This window comes from Chryseobacterium sp. CS2K3 (assembly GCF_059515185.1).
The window spans coordinates 285,032-302,934 of record NZ_JCAKRW010000001.1; the positions used below are offsets into that span (position 1 = coordinate 285,032).

Genomic DNA, 17,903 nt, shown 5'->3' on the forward strand with positions numbered 1-17,903 from the left:
ATCAACCATCTTTTCAAATGAAAGGATGGTTTTTTTATTTTAAAACACATCAAAAACTAACATTTTTATACTAAAAATCAAATAGTTAGAATATTATACCATTTCTCTTATCCACGGTGTTTTTTATATATATTTAAAAAAAAACTTTAGTATGAGAAAATTATTATTTTGTTTATTTTTATTCACCATTGTTCTGGCTAATGCTCAAAACGACAATTGCTCGGAAGCCATCCCTCTGAATGTAGGAACAGACTTCACATCAGTAGCAGCCACTTTCAATAATTCAGGTGCTACCACTGATGGAGAACCTCCTTCCTGTGCCACAAATGCCGTAAATAACGTATGGTTTACAGCAGTAGTGCCACAAAGCGGAAACATTACTATAGAAACGCGTACAGCAGCTAACTCTGCATTTGACGATTCGGTAATTACTATATATAATGGAACCTGTGGATCTTTAAATCAAGCTGGCTGTAATGATGAAAATTACAGTAATGAAAATAGTCTTTCAAAAATCAAATTAACAGGACAAACTCCAGGAGCTATTTTATATATAAGTGTATGGAAATATGATTCTGAAATAAGTGATGGCGATTTCCAAATTTCGGCTTATGATCCTCTTCCCCCCTCTAATGATAACTGCTCGGAAGCCAAATCTCTGAATGTAGGAACAGATTTTGCAACGGGAGCAATTACGGTAGACAATACCGGCGCAACAACTGATGGTCCTACTCCTTCATGTGCATCAGAAGCAATAAGTAATATTTGGTTTACTGCAGTAGTCCCTCAGAGTGGAAATCTTAAAATAAGTACATTAAGCACAACTGATTCATCACTTTACGGAATTACCCTTACTGCTTATAATGGCACCTGTGATTCTTTAACAGAGATTGATTGTAATACCAATGCGAATTCAACAATAACATTAATAGGGCAAACACCTGGTTCAGTCATCTACATAAGCGCATCAAAAGAAGATTCTTATACAGAGGATGGAGAGTTTCAAATTTCAGCTTATGATCCTATACCTCCTGTAAATGATGATTGCTCACAGGCACAACCTTTAACAGTAGGAAATGATTTCGATTCAGGAGCAATTACTACTCATAATTTTGATGCGACAAGTGACGGCATTCCACCTTCATGCAATTCTTATGCTATTAATAATATTTGGTTCACCGCAATAATCCCACAAAGTGGTCAGTTAAAAATAAAAACCCAAAATACTTCCGGATATTATTTCGACAACCCAACTATTAGCGTTTATACCGGTACTTGTGATTCTCTTGTTGAAATAGGCTGTAGTACAGATAATGACCAATCCATATTACTAACAGGGCAAGCACCAGGCACAACGATATATATCAGTGTATGGAAAAAAGATCAGGATAGTGAAGACACAGAATTTCAAATTTCTGCTTACGATCCCGTTCCTCCTTCTAATGACAACTGCTCTGGGGCACAACTTCTAACAGTAGGAACTGATTTTGATTCAGGATCAATTATTTCCACTAATGTAGATGCCAGTACTGATGGTTCTTTACCTAGTTGTAATTCAGAAGAAAAAGACAATGTTTGGTTTAAAGTTATTGTTCCAACGAGTGGAAATCTTAAAATAGAAACAATTAACCTTCCCAACTCACCATTTTATAATCCGCTAATCACCGTATATAATGGAGACTGTAATTCTTTAAATGAAATTGAATGTGTACATGACCTTTATCCTTCTATATCTTTAACATCTCAGATTCCGGGCACTACATTATATATAAGTGTGTGGAAACACAATCCCTATAGCCATAATGGAGAATTTTTAATTTCGGCATACGATGATTCTATATTATCTACTCACGAGATTTCCAAAAATAAGAAAGAGCTCACAGCATTTCCTAATCCTTTCCATGATATGCTTACTATTTCTAATATTTCTGAGGTAAACTCTATTTTCATTACAGATACTTCGGGAAGAAAAATAAAAACTATAGAAAAACCATCATCTTCTCTTTATCTGGGAGATTTAAAAGGAGGACTTTATTTAGTTACTTTAAAAATGAAAGACGGAAGTATAAAAACAATTAAAACCATCAAAAAATAACACTGTCATTCAATAATAATGAAAAGGCTGTCAAAAATTTGACAGCCTTTCTTATATTTGAACAAGAATTAATATAAAATAAAACGTCTCTGTAAAGTTCAGAAGCGTAAATAACTAAAAATATCGGATGAAAGCTCCACAGGCAAAAAAAATAGAGAAAATATTAGAAACTCACGGGGACAGAAGGATTGATAATTACTTCTGGCTTAATGAAAGGGAAAACCCTGAAGTCATTAAATATCTTGAAGAAGAAAATGCTTATGAAGAATTCATCATGAAAGATACTGAAGAGCTTCAGGAAGAGCTATTCGAAGAAATGAAAGCCCGTTACAAAAAGGATGATGAGTCTTTACCTTATTTTTTTAATGAATACTGGTATATTGTACGCTATGAGGCAGGAAAAGAATATCCTATTTTCTGCAGAAAGCATAAAAGCCTGGATAATCAGGAAGAAATTTTACTTGATGTTAATATTCTAGCAGAAGGGGAAACTTTCTTTGAAGTGGGAAGTGTGGCAGTAAGCCCTAATAATGAGCTAGCCTCTTTTTCATCAGACAATGTAGGAAGACGAATCTATACCTTAAATTTTAAGAATCTAAAGACAGGAGAAATTCTTACCGATAAAATTCTTAATACAACAGGTAAAGTAGTCTGGGCTAATGACAATCAGCATATTTTTTATATCAGAAAAGACAAAAGCCTTCGTGCATTCCAGGTTTACAGACACAAGCTTGGAACCGATTCTTCTGAAGATGTCCTGATTTTCCATGAAGAAGACGAAACATTTGATGTAAATGTTTTTAAAACAAAATCTTTAAAATACATTTTCATTGCAAGCTCAAGTACCATCTCAGACGAGCACCGTTTTATTCCGGCAGATAATGTTTTTGCAGATTGGGTAATCATCCAGCCAAGAATTGATGATCTTGAGTATTCTGTGGAACATTACGAAGATGAATTCTACATTATTACGAATGCTGATGATGCTATCAACTTTAAAATCGTTAAAACGAAGATTGATAACTGCAGCATGGAAAACTGGGTAGATGTAATTCCTCATCGTGCCGAAGTTCTGCTGGAAGGTTTTGAGATATTCAAAGATTATCTTGTTCTTGAGGAAAGAGAAAGAGGTCTTTTACAAATCAAGATCATTGATGAAAAAACAAAAGAATCTTATTATCTTCCTTTCTCAGATCCTACGTATACCGCTTATATAGGAATCAATCTGGAATTCGAAACTGAAGTTTTACGATATGGCTATACTTCTTTGACACAGCCAAGCTCTACTTATGAATATGATATGAAAAATAAAACCACCAAACTTCTGAAGCAACAGGAGGTTCTTGGCGGAAAATTTATTCCTGAAAATTACATTTCAGAAAGAATATGGGCAGATTCCAGAGATGGAGAAACTAAAATTCCTATATCTTTGGTATATCATAAAGACACACAAAAATCAGCTGACACTCCTCTCCTTTTATATGGATATGGAAGTTACGGGCATACTGTAGATGCAAGTTTTTCAAACGTAAGATTATCTATTCTGGATCGAGGATTTATCTATGCTATCGCTCATATCCGAGGCGGGGAATATCTTGGAAGAGAATGGTATGAAGATGGAAAAATGCTATTCAAGAAAAATACGTTCTTCGATTTTATTGATGCCGGAAAATTTTTAGTAAAAGAAAATTATACTTCATCTGAACATATGTACGCTATGGGTGGCAGTGCAGGCGGACTTCTGGTAGGAGCGGTTGTCAACTATGAGCCTCAACTATTCAACGGAATAGTAGCTCAGGTTCCTTTTGTGGATGTGGTTTCTACCATGCTAGACGATACTATTCCTTTAACAACCGGAGAGTATGATGAATGGGGAAATCCAAATGATGAGGAATATTATTACTATATGAAAGAATATTCTCCATACGACAATGTTCAGGCAAAAGACTATCCGCATATGCTGATCACCACAGGATTCCATGATTCTCAGGTACAGTATTGGGAGCCTGCAAAATGGACAGCAAAGCTTAGAGAATTAAAAACGAATGACAATATTCTGGTCTTTAAAACCGATATGAGCTCCGGACACGGGGGTGCAAGCGGAAGATTTGAATCTTTGAAGGAAGATGCACTGGAATACGCATTTCTTTTGAAGATTGATCAGAAGAGCTAAGTAAACAATAATTTTTAAATATATATCGTCATGATAAAAAGTGACAAATATCAAGATATGAATGAATCGGAATACTGGAAAAAAATAGAACAGTTCTTTGAAGATAATTTCCAGACTGAAAAAAATCCTCCCATTGAAACCCTATTGTTTTTAATAGGATTACAGGAATTGGGAAGTGGACAGCAGAAATATACAAAAGATGACAAAGTAAATCTCATCCATATTGCAGTATGCAGATTGCTAGAACCGTTTGGATATTATAAATTCACACACTATGAAGACGGATGGCCTCAGTTCGAAAAACTGGAAGAACTTCCTGAATTAAGACCTAATGAGCAGACTTTGCTTATGAAAAAAGCGATTATTCAGTACTTTCAGGAGGAAGAATTAATCTAAAGTTTAAACTGTTCAAATTTGAAAATTTGATAATGAAAACTTAGCTTAATTATCAAAAAATAAAATAAAAAAAGCATTTTACATATAAAAAAGAGATAGGGGCACACTTATCTCTTTTTTTTAAAAACACAAATAATCAGACATAGAAAAATATATTTTAAAATTAAATAAATAATTAAAATTTTAAACCAATTCAGACCCAGCGCCTTATCATTTTATTTTTCTAACATTCAATTTACCACACAGGATATTTCACAAATTGGTTGGCTGATACCATATTAGATTTGTATTTTTAGCCTTTTCCAGACCACGTTCTTTTGACCAGTTACTTTGGTCGATTTCCCTCAGAATATTATGGTCAATTTCTCCAGGCTTACACCAATGTATAAGCCTGGAAAAAAACGACAAACCAAATGAAATCCCAGTTCATTCTGTGAACTGGCGAAGAAAGATTTGAAAAAACATAAAAAAACTAAAAACTGAAAAAACTATGTATTTCGATAAAAATTCTTCTGCATAAAACAGATTAAAATTTAAATAGAAATCAACCATGAAAAAAATTAACACTTCTTTGATGTTGCTCATTTTTAATTTGGCTTTTTCACAAGTAGGTATTTCAAAAAACCCTACCGTTGAAATTCACAACAAAGCCATTTTACAGATAGACGGTAATTATGAAGGAAAGAATCTCGGCATGATGCTTCCTGAAGTATCCAAACCGGATAATCTTCCTTTATACAACCCATCTGCTGCCGATGGTGAGATGACAGGAATGATGATGTTCGAAAAAACCCATGCTACCTTCTACTCGTATGATGGAGCCAAATGGAACAATGAACCTACCGCCGCTGACTTTAAAATGAAGCAGTCCAGATTTTTGGCAACTGCCAATGAAGAGACCAGTGTAGTTTGTGTGCTACTTGGCTGCGGGCGACATGTAGGGCTTAGTTTCGGTGCTCCGGTAGACGGACAGCAATCTTACAACAATCTAAACATTACAAGAGAAACAGTAGTAGTTCCGGGTGGAGGTGCCTATGTTGACAGAAGCTATGACAATGCTAAATTTGTCATCAATGAACCTGGTGTTTATGACATCTACTTAAATGTACCTTCAAAAACAGGCGGTGCAGTTTCATTAACAAGTGGTCCTCAGTATCAGCTGAGAGCTTATCTTAAACAAAGTAACGGAACTCACAGTGAAATAAAGCTCAGCACATTCTTTCCTGATTATTATGGTATTCTTGGAATTGGAGGGGATACCAATACGGCAGCATTCACAACGACCAGAATTCGTTTAAATGCCGGAGATTATATCGTTTCTAGAATACATTCGCCATTAGCAACAGTTTCGGTAGCAATTACCCTTACTGCAGCTTCCAATACGAATATTGCCCAATACTATCCAAGAGAAATAATGTTTACCAAAGTAAGTGATTAAGATGATAAAGAGAACCATTACACTAAACGCATTTATTGTAACCGCTATAACCCATATGGCTTTTGCTCAGGTGAAGATCGGAAACAGACCTGAAACAGTGCATCCAAGAGCAATATTACAAGTAGAAAATAATACAAAAGGAATCATGCTCCCACGTGTTGAAAATCACACAGAGCTGCCTCATTATAATGCATCCCAGCCAGACTTATACGAAAATAAGCCAGAAGATAACGGGTTGATATTTTACAGTAAAGAAATAAAAGATGTTGTAAAATATGACGGATACAGATGGATTGCAGCTACGGAAAAAAGTATAAAAAATTATAGAAATCTAAGCATCCTTGGATCAGGTTCCGCAGATGTGACCGTTGCCAATGTACTTGGGATAACGGGACGCCCTACCCTACAGTTTCAAATATTAAATAATCCTGACAGAAATAATGTCAACAACTTAGGATTAACAGTCAATACAGATGGAGAGATCACAATCCCTTCAGACGGTTTCTACAGAATCAACCCTTCAGTAAAATCGAGTAACGCAGGAGGTCTTTCAGTAGGAAATGCCGCTACCATTATCTCACTTCAGGCTTTATATGCAAGTGCTCCGGGAGACGGTTGGCAAAAAATTCATGAAAACAGTTTCTTATTATATGGATTATTAGTCACAGCCGGAAGCTCAAACTCCATCAACAGCTTTTCTACCACAAAATTTCTTAAATCAGGCGATAAAATCCGATTGAGAGGAGGAATTCAGGCTGATAGCGGGCTGAATGTAGGCGCTGGAGTTACTTTTAAAATGAGTGATAAAGACACATTTTTATATATAGAAAAATTAAACTAAGATGATCAGAAAAATATACTTAACAACATTTTTGCTTTCAGCCCAGATAGCCTTTGCTCAGGTGATCGTGGGTGACAGCAACAATCCAAGCACAAACTCTATGTTTAGTGTGGTCAATAAAGAAGATAATGATTCCAAGTCCAAAGGAATGATGATTCCCACAGTAAACAACGAAACAGAACTGCCGCTTTATAATGCCAGCCAAGCCGATCATTTCGATGACGATTCTACCATGCAGGGAATGATCTTTTACCAAAAAGACATTAAAAGAGCGGTTGTATATGATGGAGAAAAGTGGAAGCCTACCTTCTATGAAAATGGAGGAAGAACCACAAGAGCCAGCATGAACCCGGCAACAGCAGAAAATGACTTTCCATCGGTAACATGTGTTCTTATCGGTTGTGGTGAAAAGGATGTTCCTTTTGGCTTTTATAATAATACTTTAGATTCGGACAAGCTGGGAATTATTGATCCTCAAGGAACTGTCAATGGAAACTTTAATAATTTCACCTTCAAAGAATCCGGATTTTATAAAGTTCTTATTAGTTTAAAGGTAAAAAGCTCAGGGATACACGTAAGCCCGCCAGTGATTTCTTTCCGAGCATTAAAGAATGGAAATGTACTTGCAAGAAATGATGTTTCTTTGAACGAAGCCATTTTAATTACAGCCGGAGCCAACAGAGTCGGAACCATGGAGTTTCTTGCCATGTTTGACAAAGGTGACCAGCTGAAAGTACAGGTATCGGGAGGGGTTTCTATCCTTACTGTGGCTGATAATTACAAAATTGTTCCCACAGACGGAACTTTTATCAGTATAGAAAAGCTGTAGCTTCAATAATAAAATAAGCAATAAAAAACAGAGTGTTCCATTAGAGCACTCTGTTCTACTATAATACAAAATTAATTTCGTCATTGCTTTCTTCTCTCTTTTCAGCTGTTCAATGACATCATTTATCCAAATTCTCTAGAATTTCTTCCAATTGATTCAGTCCCATTTTGAAACCTTCTTCAAATCCCATATCCAGCATTTTTTTCATAATATCCTGTGATTGGTAATGAATATTCACGGTTACTTTTGTGCCTTCTTCCACTCCTGTAAAACCAAATAACCAGTTGGAACTGGGGAAATCTTTGTTAATATTTCCATTCTCATCACAGAAAGAGCTCATCCAGTCAAAACTTCTGTGTTCCATAATTTCCCCGTACTTAGATTGGGAATAAGATTTTTCGCCATTAGGACCTACCATAGCATAATGCCATATCCCTCCTTCTTTAAAATCCTGTTTTACTGTTTCACATTTCCACGGTCTTGGTCCCCACCATTGATCTAACAATCCGGATTGCGTAAAATAGTTCCATACTGTTGAAACATCAGCTTTGTAAATTTTCATCACATATACACTGTCTGAGTCAAAATCTTTGTTGAAAACGATATTAGATTCCATAAGTAATTATTTTTAATAAAGTTACCGTTTTATTTACTGAAAGGACTTTTCATATGACAAGTAATTATTAATTCATAAATAATTGTTAAAAAAGACTCTTTTAAGAAAAAAAACATAATTTTTTGGCTCGTTTTTTGTTTATGTAATCTTAAAACAATTAATTTTAACATTCATTTTTCCAAAACATATATAATTTAAATAATGAATAATAAATTCATCCCAATAATTTCGGTGTTTATGACGATCTCACTGATTGTCTTCGTTACGCTCCAATTTTATTGGCTGAAAGGGTATTACGGTGTACTGGAACAGGATTTTTCTAATAAAGTTTATTCTGTTTTAGAAAACACATCAAAAACCGTCGAGGAAATTGAAGCTGATAAATACCTTACCAAAGACAACAGAAGTACCATTCTTGCCAACAGCAAAAATCCTTCACTTACAACAATTCAGCAGGTAGAAGATTCCGGTACTCAAAGACAAATCATCTATTCTAAGAATATTATTTCCAATGCGCAGCTTCCCATCTCTAAAAAAGGTGATTCTGTAAAGCTTACAACTTTATACACGGATGAAGCAGCATACAAAATAAAAAGAGACACTACCAGCCGTGAAATTCTTACCTCAGACATCAATCAGGATATTGAAACCGGAGATTATGCGGTGAAAGAATTCGTAAAGGTATATGGCAACAATCTTCCTATCGCTCAAAGAGTAAATCCTGCCACGCTTGATTCAGTTATTACAAAAGAGCTAAAAATCAGAGGAATTACAGCAAAATTCGGGTACGGAATTATTGATAAGAATAATAAACTGACCAGCATTGCTAATAAAGCTTATAAAGAGAAAAAAGACAGCAATACTTACAGCTATCCCCTTTTCACGGATAAAAAGTACAACACTTTATACAATCTTGCTCTGGTTTTCCCTAAAAAAGAATACTCTTTAGCAATGAACAACTGGCCAATGCTTCTGGGAACCTTCCTTTCATTATTAACGATTTTAGGAATCTATATTATTTCTATTAATTATATGATGAGGCAGAAAAAGCTGGCTGAAGTAAAGACAGATTTCATCAACAATATGTCTCATGAATTTAAAACTCCATTGGCAACCATTTCTGTAGCAACGGATTCCCTGGCAAACGACAAGATCGCAACCAATCCTGATAAGGTAAAATATTATTCAGAATTGATCAAACAGGAAAACCTGAGAATGAAAAAGCAGGTGGAAAATGTTCTGAACATGTCTAAGCTTGAAAGAAATGAAGTAGAGCTATTCCTGAAAGAAACCAATGTAAGAGAATTGATCCAAAGAACTACTGAATCTTTCAACCTGATTGTACAGCAGAGAAACGGATCCCTTACCCAGAAATTCAATGCGACTCATTATAATTTTAAAATAGATGAGTTCCACATCTCAAATATGCTGGTTAACCTTTTGGATAATGCAAACAAGTATTCTCCTGAAGCACCGGAAATTCATGTGGAAACAAGAAACGAAGGGCATTGGTATGTAATCGAAATTTCAGATAAAGGAATGGGAATGGAAACCCAGAACAAGACCAAGATCTTTGAAAAGTTCTTTAGGGAAGAAACCGGGAACATTCATAATGTAAAAGGACAGGGATTAGGTCTTTCCTATGTTAAAAAGATTGTAGAATTACATAAAGGACAGATTATTGTAGATTCCCATAAAGGAAACGGAAGTACATTTACAATTAAACTTCCAATGGGCTAAAAGCATAAGTAATGGTGATAAGTATTGAATAAAATGAAAACATTCTTTACCGTCATTAATTATAAATAAGAAACCAAATAACAAAATATAAGAAGAGAGAGAGTGAGTAAGTTCATTCTTAATTGTTAATTTTTAATTAGTAAAAGTTATGAGCAACAGAATATTATTAGTAGAGGACGATCAGAGTTTCGGAGCGGTGCTTAAAGATTATTTAACAATCAATAATTTTGAAGTTACCCTTGCAACAGACGGAGAACAAGGACTTAAAGAATTTACAGAAAATGAGTTCGACATCTGTATATTTGACGTAATGATGCCTAAGAAAGATGGGTTTTCATTAGCTGAAGACGTAAAAAAAATTGATAAAAATACACCTATCATATTCCTTACAGCAAGAAATATGAGAGAAGACATTCTGAAAGGATATCAGTTAGGAGCTGACGATTATATCACCAAACCATTCGATACTGAACTTCTTTTATATAAGATCAAAGCTATTCTTCAAAGAAGCTCTACGCTTGAAAATGAAGAACAGGAGCAGTTCAAAATCAGCAATATTTTCTTTGATTCTATGCTGAGACAGCTGAAAGTAGGTGATAAAGAATATAAGCTTTCCCCAAAAGAAAACGAATTATTAAAGCTTCTTTGTATCCACAGAAACGATTTCATGCCAAGAGATCTTGCCTTAAGAAAGATCTGGAAGAAAGAAAATTACTTCACGGCAAGAAGTATGGACGTTTATATTGCTAAGCTTCGTAAATTATTAAAAGATGACGAAGGATTGGAAATCATCAACGTTCACGGAGAAGGATTTAGACTTCTGGTAAAAAATTAATCTAAAAATCGTATTATAAATATAAAATTAGCAAAACAATTGAAAATGTTTTGCTAATTTTGTTTCATACCAATGGATATGAAGAATACATTTATAGGTTTGATCACTGTATCATTATTAACGGTCTCTTGTAAAAAGGATGAAAGAGCAACTTATATAAAAGAAGAAGCAGGTTCTCAGCAACCCGCAGTAGCTATAAACAATACTCCTAAAACATCATTGATGGATCAGGCAGGAATTAAATCCAGCACCACTCCAGCACCTATGGCAACCGCACCAGGGATGAATCCTCCGCATGGACAGCCAGGGCACCGATGTGATATCCCTGTAGGGCAACCTCTGAACAGTCAGCCTGCTCCTGCACCCCAAAATGTCAGTACAGGTAATAAAAATGTAATTCAGGTAGACCCAAGCACTGTACCCGCAAATCTAGTCGCTGCCAATAATGAAAGACTGGCTAAAACTGCTCCAGGAATGAATCCTCCTCACGGACAGCCAGGACACCGATGTGATATTCCTGTAGGGCAACCTCTAAACAGTAAAGCCGCGCCTACACCTGCTCCGGCTCAGAATATAGTACAGACAACTCCGGCTTCGCAACCGGCAAATCAGAATATTGCAAAGGGTGAAAAACCCAAATTAAACCCTGCTCATGGAGAACCTTGGCACAACTGTGCTATAAAAGTTGGTGATCCATTGCTATAAATTTTGTAATTTTGCAGTTATGAAGCTGTTTCACATACTTGCAATAGTATTTTGTCTGGGAATTTTCTTAGTTCCTAAGGATAGCTTCTACGCTCAATCTATGCAGGAAACATGCTGTAAAGCAGAATCCAAAAAGAGTGACTGCTGTAAAAATCATTCCTCAAAAAAAGAAGGCAAAGATAATTCTAAACAATCATCGTGCAATGATGACTGCTGCTCTTCATGTATCGCCTGCTATACTTTTATTGAGACTCCGTTTTCAAAGAATCTAAGACTGGAACTTTCTTATTACAAAAAGAATAAGAATCCACAGTTTCAATACTCTGCTCCGCATCTTTCGGATCGTTTAAAGGAAATCTGGCAACCGCCTAAGATAGGTTAATTAAGACTTGGTGCGTTCATTATGCTATGTAATGAACCGTTTTTTAATTAATCTAAACTTTTAAACAAAATGAAATTATATATTTCCAGGTTTATACTTGGTGCATTATTCTTATTTACACAATTTATATCGGCTCAGAATATTTCCAAAAACCAATTCAAGGTAAAAGGAAACTGTGAAATGTGCAAAACCCGAATTGAAGGTGCTGCAAAAAAAGCAGGTGCAAAAACAGCCGTTTATTCTATTGATCTTCAAACACTGACTATAGAAACGGATAAGGTTTCTACGGACGATATTCTGAAAAAAGTAGCGGAGGCAGGTCATGACAATGAGAAATTTAAAGCTTCTGATGATGTTTATAAAAGCCTTCCGGGATGTTGTTTATATGACAGAGATCTACAGCCTACATCAATGGAAGCCCATCATGAACATCATGACAATAGCACTATTCCATCCAAAAAGGAAAACGAATTCTATGTAAGAGGAAACTGTGCTTCATGTAAAGCAAGAATTGAAAAAGCTGCTAAAAACGCAGGCGCAGATCTAGCAGAATGGAATGCTGACAAACAAACCGTTGTCTTAAACTTTGATCCGTCAAAAACTTCATCAGATAAGATTTTAAAGTCAATTGCTGATGCAGGACATGATAATGAAAAGTATAAGGCTTCTGATGATGTTTATAATGGTCTGCCGGGATGTTGTCTGTACGACAGAGATTTTGTTTTCGGAGACGCTAATCCAAAGGTTCATTATGAAGAAGGGGCTAAGCATGAGGATCATAAAGATCATCAGGTACTATCTGACAATGAGTCTCACAGCAAACATGAGAAAAACATTGAAGGCGTTGTTGTAACGGGTTCTAAAGCGGCTACTTCTTTAAGTAAAAAGGAAACTGGGCTTGTCTTTAATATTGATAAAAAAGAGCTATTAAAAGCAGCGTGTTGTAATCTATCTGAAAGTTTTGAAACCAACGCAACAGTAGATGTTTCTTTCAGTAATGCGGTAACGGGTACAAAACAGCTAAAAATGCTTGGCTTGGATCAGAAATACACCAGTTTAACGAAAGAGCAACTGCCTGAGGTCAGAGGGCTGGCTTCTGCATATGGTTTAAATTTCATTCCCGGAAGATGGATTGAAAGTATTCAGCTAACAAAAGGCGGAAGTACTGTTACCAACGGTTATGAAAGCATTACAGGACAAATTAACACTGAGCTTCTGAAAAATGCAAAGACTCCGGAAACATCAATGAATCTTTTCTCAGATTTCAACGGAAGAGCAGAAATCAATATTACTAATGTTTCCCCTATTGACGATAAATGGTCACAGACTTTTTTGCTTCACGGTAACGGAACATTCGGGAATACGGATATGAATCACGATGGTTTCCTCGATAGACCCAAAGGAACTCAAATCAATGCAGCTTATTTATTAAACTATAATGATCTTGAAAAGTCCGGATTCGGATCTCATTTTGGAATTAATTTTATCAGGGATGAAAGAACTTCCGGACAGATTGGTTTTGATAAAAAACTGGGTCAGGATAAACAACCTGCTTATGGCGTTGGAATTGACATTTCAAGATTTCAGGTTTGGAATAAAACAGGATATGTTTTTAAGGGTAAACCTTATCAAAGTATCGGCTGGATGAATCAATATGTTTATCATCAGCAGGACAGTTTCTTCGGTTTGAGAAATTATGCGGGAAAGCAACATACCTATTATTCGAATTTAATATTTGAAAGTATTCTTGGAAATACCAATCATAAGTATAAAGCAGGCGCAAGCTTCTTGTATGACGGGTATGAGGAAACTTATTTGACTGATAATCTAAAGAGAAACGAGATTGTTCCGGGAATCTTCGCTGAGTATACTTTAACAGGATTAAAATATACTTTAGTGGCTGGAACCAGAGTTGATTTTCATAATTTGGCAGGTACACAATTTACTCCAAGAGTGAATTTCAAGTATGATTTCACTCCACAGACTATTTTAAGACTTTCTGCGGGCAGAGGATTCAGAACGGCAAATGTATTTGCGGAAAGTCAACAATATTTTGCTTCAAACCGAACGATCAATATTTTGCCTAACGGAGGTAATATTTATGGATTGAAACCTGAGATCGCATGGAACTATGGCGCGAGTTTACAACAGGAGTTTAAGCTTTTCGGAAGAAAGTCCAGCATTATTGCAGATTTCTTCAGAACAGATTTCCAGGATCAGGTATTGGTAGATTTAGACCAATCACCTCAGCAATTGACGTTCTATAATCTTGAGGGTAAATCTTTTGCCAATTCATTCCAGACTCAGTGGGATTTCACACCATTCAAAAACTTTGATGTAAGGCTTGCTTATAAATACTATGATGTACAGGCAGATTATATCGGAGGGAGAAGAGAAGTTCCGTTTATGGCAAAGCACAGAGGGTTTGTAAACCTTGCCTATTCTACCAACAAAAATGATAAAGGTGGATTCTGGAGCTTTGATACTACTCTAAATTGGGTTGGAAAACAAAGACTTCCTGATATGGCTGGTAATCCGGCGGAATTTCAATTACCTGCCTATTCAAACTCTTATGCTGTATTGAATGCACAGGTTTCAAAAAACTTCAATAAGAAGCTGAGAGCTTATGTAGGCGGAGAAAATCTTACTTCTTATTATCAGAAAAATGCAATCATCGATTTTAAAAATCCTTTCGGAAATTATTTTGATGGCGGAATGGTATATGCTCCTATTATGAAAGCAAACTTTTATGTAGGGCTGGATGTAACGTTTTAAAAGCGGGAAGATAGAAGATGGAGGCTGGAAGTACTTTTCGGCGACAGATTTCTTTAACTATGATCAATTAATATAAACAAAACGTTATAGGTTTTTGAAACCTATAATGTTTATTTTTTTCTCTTTATTTTCTTTGAAGCATTAAATCAATAGCTGAAATAACCATTCCGTAAATCTTCAGTAACTTCCCTCTTCCAGCATCCAGTTTCCTTACCACAATAAAAAAGCAGCATCAAATCTGATGCTGCTTTTTTATTTTATCTTCCAAAGTCATCCTGTACTCTTACGATATCATCTTCGTCTGAAGGATTGGAAGCGTCTGTATGCTGCCAAATCTCTGCTACAATTCCCCAGCCTGACAGACCTATCAGCCTGTGTCTCTCTCCCTGTTGTAGCTTAACCTGATCTTTTGGATTGTATTCTGCAAGTTCTCCTTCTTCATCGGTATTGCTTCTTTTGATTCCTACAGTTCCTTCCACAACCTGCCAGATCTCTGCTCTTCTGTGGTGGTATTGCCAGCTTAGTCTTGCTTCCGGAGCTACAATAAGAATTTTTGGGCTTAACTTCCCTCCTATTCTCAGATTTTCTACATCAATTCCATCAAAATACTGATTGGCAAAATCCTGTGCCTGTGTTTCATCAATCACGAAAAAGCCTCCCCATGGTCTTGTATCATCTTTTGCTGCGATAGTAAAACCTTGTGCCTTCAGCTTATTTTCTACTCTTTCGAATATTTCTTTTTTTTCTGTACTCATACAGTTATAATTGTATTTTTAATTTAAAAATTATTTTTTTGATTCTTCTTTAGACATTGAATAAGGAAAGTCTTTTTCCTGTGATCCTCTCTCTTTATTCGGCTTATTATCCATTTTAAAATCCAGAACAGCGCCTTTGATCAGCTCTTGGTGGCTTAGCCAGTTTTTGGAGTAAGGCTGTTTGTTTACATTCAATGATTTTACATATAAATTATCAGCACTGTTTTCCGGTGCTTTCACTTCAATTTTCATTCCGTTTTCTAAATGGATGGTAGCTTCTTTAAACAATGGTGCTCCCAATACATATTGATCTGTTGCTGGTGTTACCGGATAAAAACCTAATGCTGAGAAAATATACCACGCAGAAGTCTGTCCGTTATCTTCATCTCCGCAATATCCGTCTGGTGTTGGCTGATATAATTTGTTCATCACCTGTCTTGCCCAATATTGTGTTTTATAAGGAGCGCCGGCATAGTTATACAAATAAATCATATGCTGAATAGGCTGATTCCCGTGAGCATACTGTCCCATATTCATGATCTGCATTTCTCTGATCTCATGGATTACACCACCATAATAGCTATCATCAAAAACAGGCGGCAAAGAAAACACTTCATCCAGCTTTGCCTCAAATTTCTTTTTACCTCCCATCAGCTCGGCAAGACCATCTACATCCTGGAAAACTGACCATGTGTAATGCCAGCTGTTTCCTTCTGTAAAAGCATCTCCCCATTTAAACGGATTAAAAGGTTTCTGAAAATTCCCATCTTTATTTTTACCGCGCATTAGCCCTGTTTCTTTATCAAACAGATTTTTGTAATTATACGCTCTTTTTTTATAAATATCAATTTCTGAAGCAGGTTTTCCTAATGCTTTTCCTAGCTGATAAATAGAAAAATCATCGTAGGCATATTCTAATGTTCTGGCAGCATTTTCATTAATCTTCACATCGTAAGGAACATATCCAAGCTTATTGTAATATTCTACTCCTGCACGTCCAACGGCTTCTATAGGTCCTTCGTTATCAGCTCCATGCTTTACTGCCTGCCAAAGGGTTTCTACATCGTATCCACGAAGTCCTTTAATGTAAGCATCTGCTACTACAGACGCTGAATTGTTCCCAATCATGATATCTGAATATCCGGGGCTGCTCCATTCCGGTAAAAATCCTCCTTCTTTGTAAGCATTCACTAATCCTTCCTGCATTTCCATATTGATACTTGGGTAAACAAGATTCAGGAAAGGATATAATGCACGGAAAGTATCCCAAAATCCTGTTCCCGCAAACATTTTTCCATCCAGAATTTTACCGTTGTACGGGCTCCAATGTTTTACTTTATTCTGAGCATCAATTTCATATAATTTTTGTGGGAAAAATAGCGTTCTGTACAAAGATGAATAGAAAGTTCTCATCTGCTGGTCTGTACCTCCTTTTACATCTATCTTTCCTAAAGTTTTGTTCCAGATATTTTTAGCATCTGTCTTTACCTGCTCAAAGTTTCTGTTTCCTATTTCTCTTTTGAGATTCAGTTCTGCCTGTTCAAAGCTAATGAACGAAGAAGCTACTTTTGCATAGACCGATTCTTTATTTTTTAGTTTAAAGCCTACTACCGCTCCTGCATGATCGCTTGTAATTTCTAACTGGTCATTGATAAATTTATCATCTTTCCATGCTTTTGTAAGCTCAAAGTCTTTATCAAACTGGATGATAAAATAGTTTTTGAAATTATCGTATTTCCCTGTAGAATATCTGGTGGTGTATCCTAAAATTTTTCTTTCTTTAGGAAGAATCTTAACATATGAACCTTTGTTCAAAGCATCAATTACTACGTAAGCACTGTCTGTTTTCGGGAAATCGAATTTAAAGAAGGAAGCTCTTTCGGTGGGAGCAAATTCTGTTGTCACATTGATATCTGCCAGATACACGCTATAGAAATAAGGCGTTGAAACCTCAGCTTTATGACTGAACCAGCTTGCTCTGTCGTCTTCTTTGAATTTAACTTTACCGACTCCGGGCATGATAGAAAATGCGCCATAATCATTCATCCATGGGGAAGGCTGGTGGGTTTGTTTGAATCCTCTGATCTTGTCTGCATCGTAAGTATATGCCCATCCGTCACCCATTTTTCCGGTTTGCGGAGTCCAGATATTCATTCCCCAAGGCAATCCAACTGCCGGATAGGTATTCCCGGTAGATAAGGAAGGTTTTGACTGGGTTCCCATCAATGGATTTACGTAGTCTACAGGGGATAGATTTTGCCCGAAAGCCAAAGCCTGTATTACGAGAAAAAAAGTAGAAAATATTGACTTCATTATATCGTTT

14 protein-coding genes are annotated in these 17,903 nt (G+C 36.0%); 11 read left to right on the forward strand and 3 right to left on the reverse strand.

Features of this window, described 5'->3' with window-relative positions; genetic code table 11:
* Positions 1-151 precede the first annotated feature (151 nt).
* From AC5YGG_RS01325 to AC5YGG_RS01350, 6 genes are all read left to right on the forward strand, one after another.
* A complete protein-coding gene (locus AC5YGG_RS01325; RefSeq protein WP_496142617.1) occupies positions 152-2,095 on the forward strand; it encodes a T9SS type A sorting domain-containing protein in 1,944 nt (647 codons plus the stop codon).
* A 127-nt stretch (positions 2,096-2,222) separates the two neighbouring features.
* On the forward strand, positions 2,223-4,268 hold the full coding sequence (locus AC5YGG_RS01330; protein WP_496142618.1) for a S9 family peptidase: 2,046 nt from the start codon (positions 2,223-2,225) through the stop codon (positions 4,266-4,268).
* Between the two features lie 57 nt (positions 4,269-4,325).
* Positions 4,326-4,664, forward strand: coding sequence for a hypothetical protein (locus AC5YGG_RS01335; RefSeq protein WP_065400144.1), 339 nt, complete (start codon positions 4,326-4,328; stop codon positions 4,662-4,664).
* Positions 4,665-5,214: 550 nt separating this feature from the next.
* Entirely contained in the window at positions 5,215-6,102 is an 888-nt protein-coding gene (locus AC5YGG_RS01340; RefSeq protein ID WP_496142619.1) for a hypothetical protein, read from the forward strand.
* 1 nt (position 6,103) lies between these two features.
* The gene (locus AC5YGG_RS01345) at positions 6,104-6,943 is read left to right on the forward strand and encodes a phage tail-like protein (RefSeq protein WP_496142620.1); all 840 of its coding nucleotides are present in this window, start codon (positions 6,104-6,106) and stop codon (positions 6,941-6,943) included.
* A gap of 1 nt (position 6,944) precedes the next feature.
* The gene (locus AC5YGG_RS01350) at positions 6,945-7,772 is read left to right on the forward strand and encodes a hypothetical protein (protein WP_496142621.1); all 828 of its coding nucleotides are present in this window, start codon (positions 6,945-6,947) and stop codon (positions 7,770-7,772) included.
* Positions 7,773-7,890: 118 nt separating this feature from the next.
* Here AC5YGG_RS01350 and AC5YGG_RS01355 read toward each other — a convergent pair whose 3' ends face one another.
* Positions 7,891-8,388, reverse strand: a complete 498-nt coding sequence (locus AC5YGG_RS01355; RefSeq protein WP_496142622.1) for an SRPBCC family protein — start codon at positions 8,386-8,388, stop codon at positions 7,891-7,893.
* Positions 8,389-8,589: 201 nt separating this feature from the next.
* Between AC5YGG_RS01355 and AC5YGG_RS01360 the strand changes: the two genes are divergently transcribed.
* The 5 genes from AC5YGG_RS01360 (at position 8,590) to AC5YGG_RS01380 (ending at position 14,825) form a co-directional block, all read left to right on the forward strand.
* The gene (locus AC5YGG_RS01360; protein WP_496142623.1) at positions 8,590-10,128 is read left to right on the forward strand and encodes a sensor histidine kinase; all 1,539 of its coding nucleotides are present in this window, start codon (positions 8,590-8,592) and stop codon (positions 10,126-10,128) included.
* Positions 10,129-10,276: 148 nt separating this feature from the next.
* Positions 10,277-10,963 carry a response regulator transcription factor gene (locus AC5YGG_RS01365; protein WP_002982671.1) on the forward strand — a complete coding sequence of 229 codons (687 nt, stop codon included), beginning with the start codon at positions 10,277-10,279 and terminating at the stop codon, positions 10,961-10,963.
* A 78-nt stretch (positions 10,964-11,041) separates the two neighbouring features.
* Positions 11,042-11,668, forward strand: coding sequence for a hypothetical protein (locus AC5YGG_RS01370; RefSeq protein WP_496142624.1), 627 nt, complete (start codon positions 11,042-11,044; stop codon positions 11,666-11,668).
* A 19-nt stretch (positions 11,669-11,687) separates the two neighbouring features.
* Positions 11,688-12,050: a hypothetical protein gene (locus tag AC5YGG_RS01375; protein ID WP_496142625.1), complete on the forward strand. Its 363-nt coding sequence runs from the start codon at positions 11,688-11,690 to the stop codon at positions 12,048-12,050.
* Between the two features lie 69 nt (positions 12,051-12,119).
* Entirely contained in the window at positions 12,120-14,825 is a 2,706-nt protein-coding gene (locus AC5YGG_RS01380; protein WP_496142626.1) for a TonB-dependent receptor domain-containing protein, read from the forward strand.
* Between the two features lie 257 nt (positions 14,826-15,082).
* Here the strand turns inward: AC5YGG_RS01380 and AC5YGG_RS01385 are convergent, their stop codons facing one another.
* Positions 15,083-15,580, reverse strand: a complete 498-nt coding sequence (locus AC5YGG_RS01385; protein WP_496142627.1) for a cupin domain-containing protein — start codon at positions 15,578-15,580, stop codon at positions 15,083-15,085.
* A 30-nt stretch (positions 15,581-15,610) separates the two neighbouring features.
* Positions 15,611-17,893, reverse strand: a complete 2,283-nt coding sequence (locus tag AC5YGG_RS01390; RefSeq protein ID WP_496142628.1) for a GH92 family glycosyl hydrolase — start codon at positions 17,891-17,893, stop codon at positions 15,611-15,613.
* Positions 17,894-17,903 lie beyond the last annotated feature (10 nt).

Coding starts and splice junctions, on each gene's coding strand:
- AC5YGG_RS01325 (WP_496142617.1), top strand. CDS start 152: ATGAGAAAATTATTATTTTGTTTATTTTTATTCACCATTGTTCTGGCT.
- AC5YGG_RS01330 (WP_496142618.1), top strand. CDS start 2,223: ATGAAAGCTCCACAGGCAAAAAAAATAGAGAAAATATTAGAAACTCAC.
- AC5YGG_RS01335 (WP_065400144.1), top strand. CDS start 4,326: ATGAATGAATCGGAATACTGGAAAAAAATAGAACAGTTCTTTGAAGAT.
- AC5YGG_RS01340 (WP_496142619.1), top strand. CDS start 5,215: ATGAAAAAAATTAACACTTCTTTGATGTTGCTCATTTTTAATTTGGCT.
- AC5YGG_RS01345 (WP_496142620.1), top strand. CDS start 6,104: ATGATAAAGAGAACCATTACACTAAACGCATTTATTGTAACCGCTATA.
- AC5YGG_RS01350 (WP_496142621.1), top strand. CDS start 6,945: ATGATCAGAAAAATATACTTAACAACATTTTTGCTTTCAGCCCAGATA.
- AC5YGG_RS01355 (WP_496142622.1), bottom strand. CDS start 8,388: ATGGAATCTAATATCGTTTTCAACAAAGATTTTGACTCAGACAGTGTA.
- AC5YGG_RS01360 (WP_496142623.1), top strand. CDS start 8,590: ATGAATAATAAATTCATCCCAATAATTTCGGTGTTTATGACGATCTCA.
- AC5YGG_RS01365 (WP_002982671.1), top strand. CDS start 10,277: ATGAGCAACAGAATATTATTAGTAGAGGACGATCAGAGTTTCGGAGCG.
- AC5YGG_RS01370 (WP_496142624.1), top strand. CDS start 11,042: ATGAAGAATACATTTATAGGTTTGATCACTGTATCATTATTAACGGTC.
- AC5YGG_RS01375 (WP_496142625.1), top strand. CDS start 11,688: ATGAAGCTGTTTCACATACTTGCAATAGTATTTTGTCTGGGAATTTTC.
- AC5YGG_RS01380 (WP_496142626.1), top strand. CDS start 12,120: ATGAAATTATATATTTCCAGGTTTATACTTGGTGCATTATTCTTATTT.
- AC5YGG_RS01385 (WP_496142627.1), bottom strand. CDS start 15,580: ATGAGTACAGAAAAAAAAGAAATATTCGAAAGAGTAGAAAATAAGCTG.
- AC5YGG_RS01390 (WP_496142628.1), bottom strand. CDS start 17,893: ATGAAGTCAATATTTTCTACTTTTTTTCTCGTAATACAGGCTTTGGCT.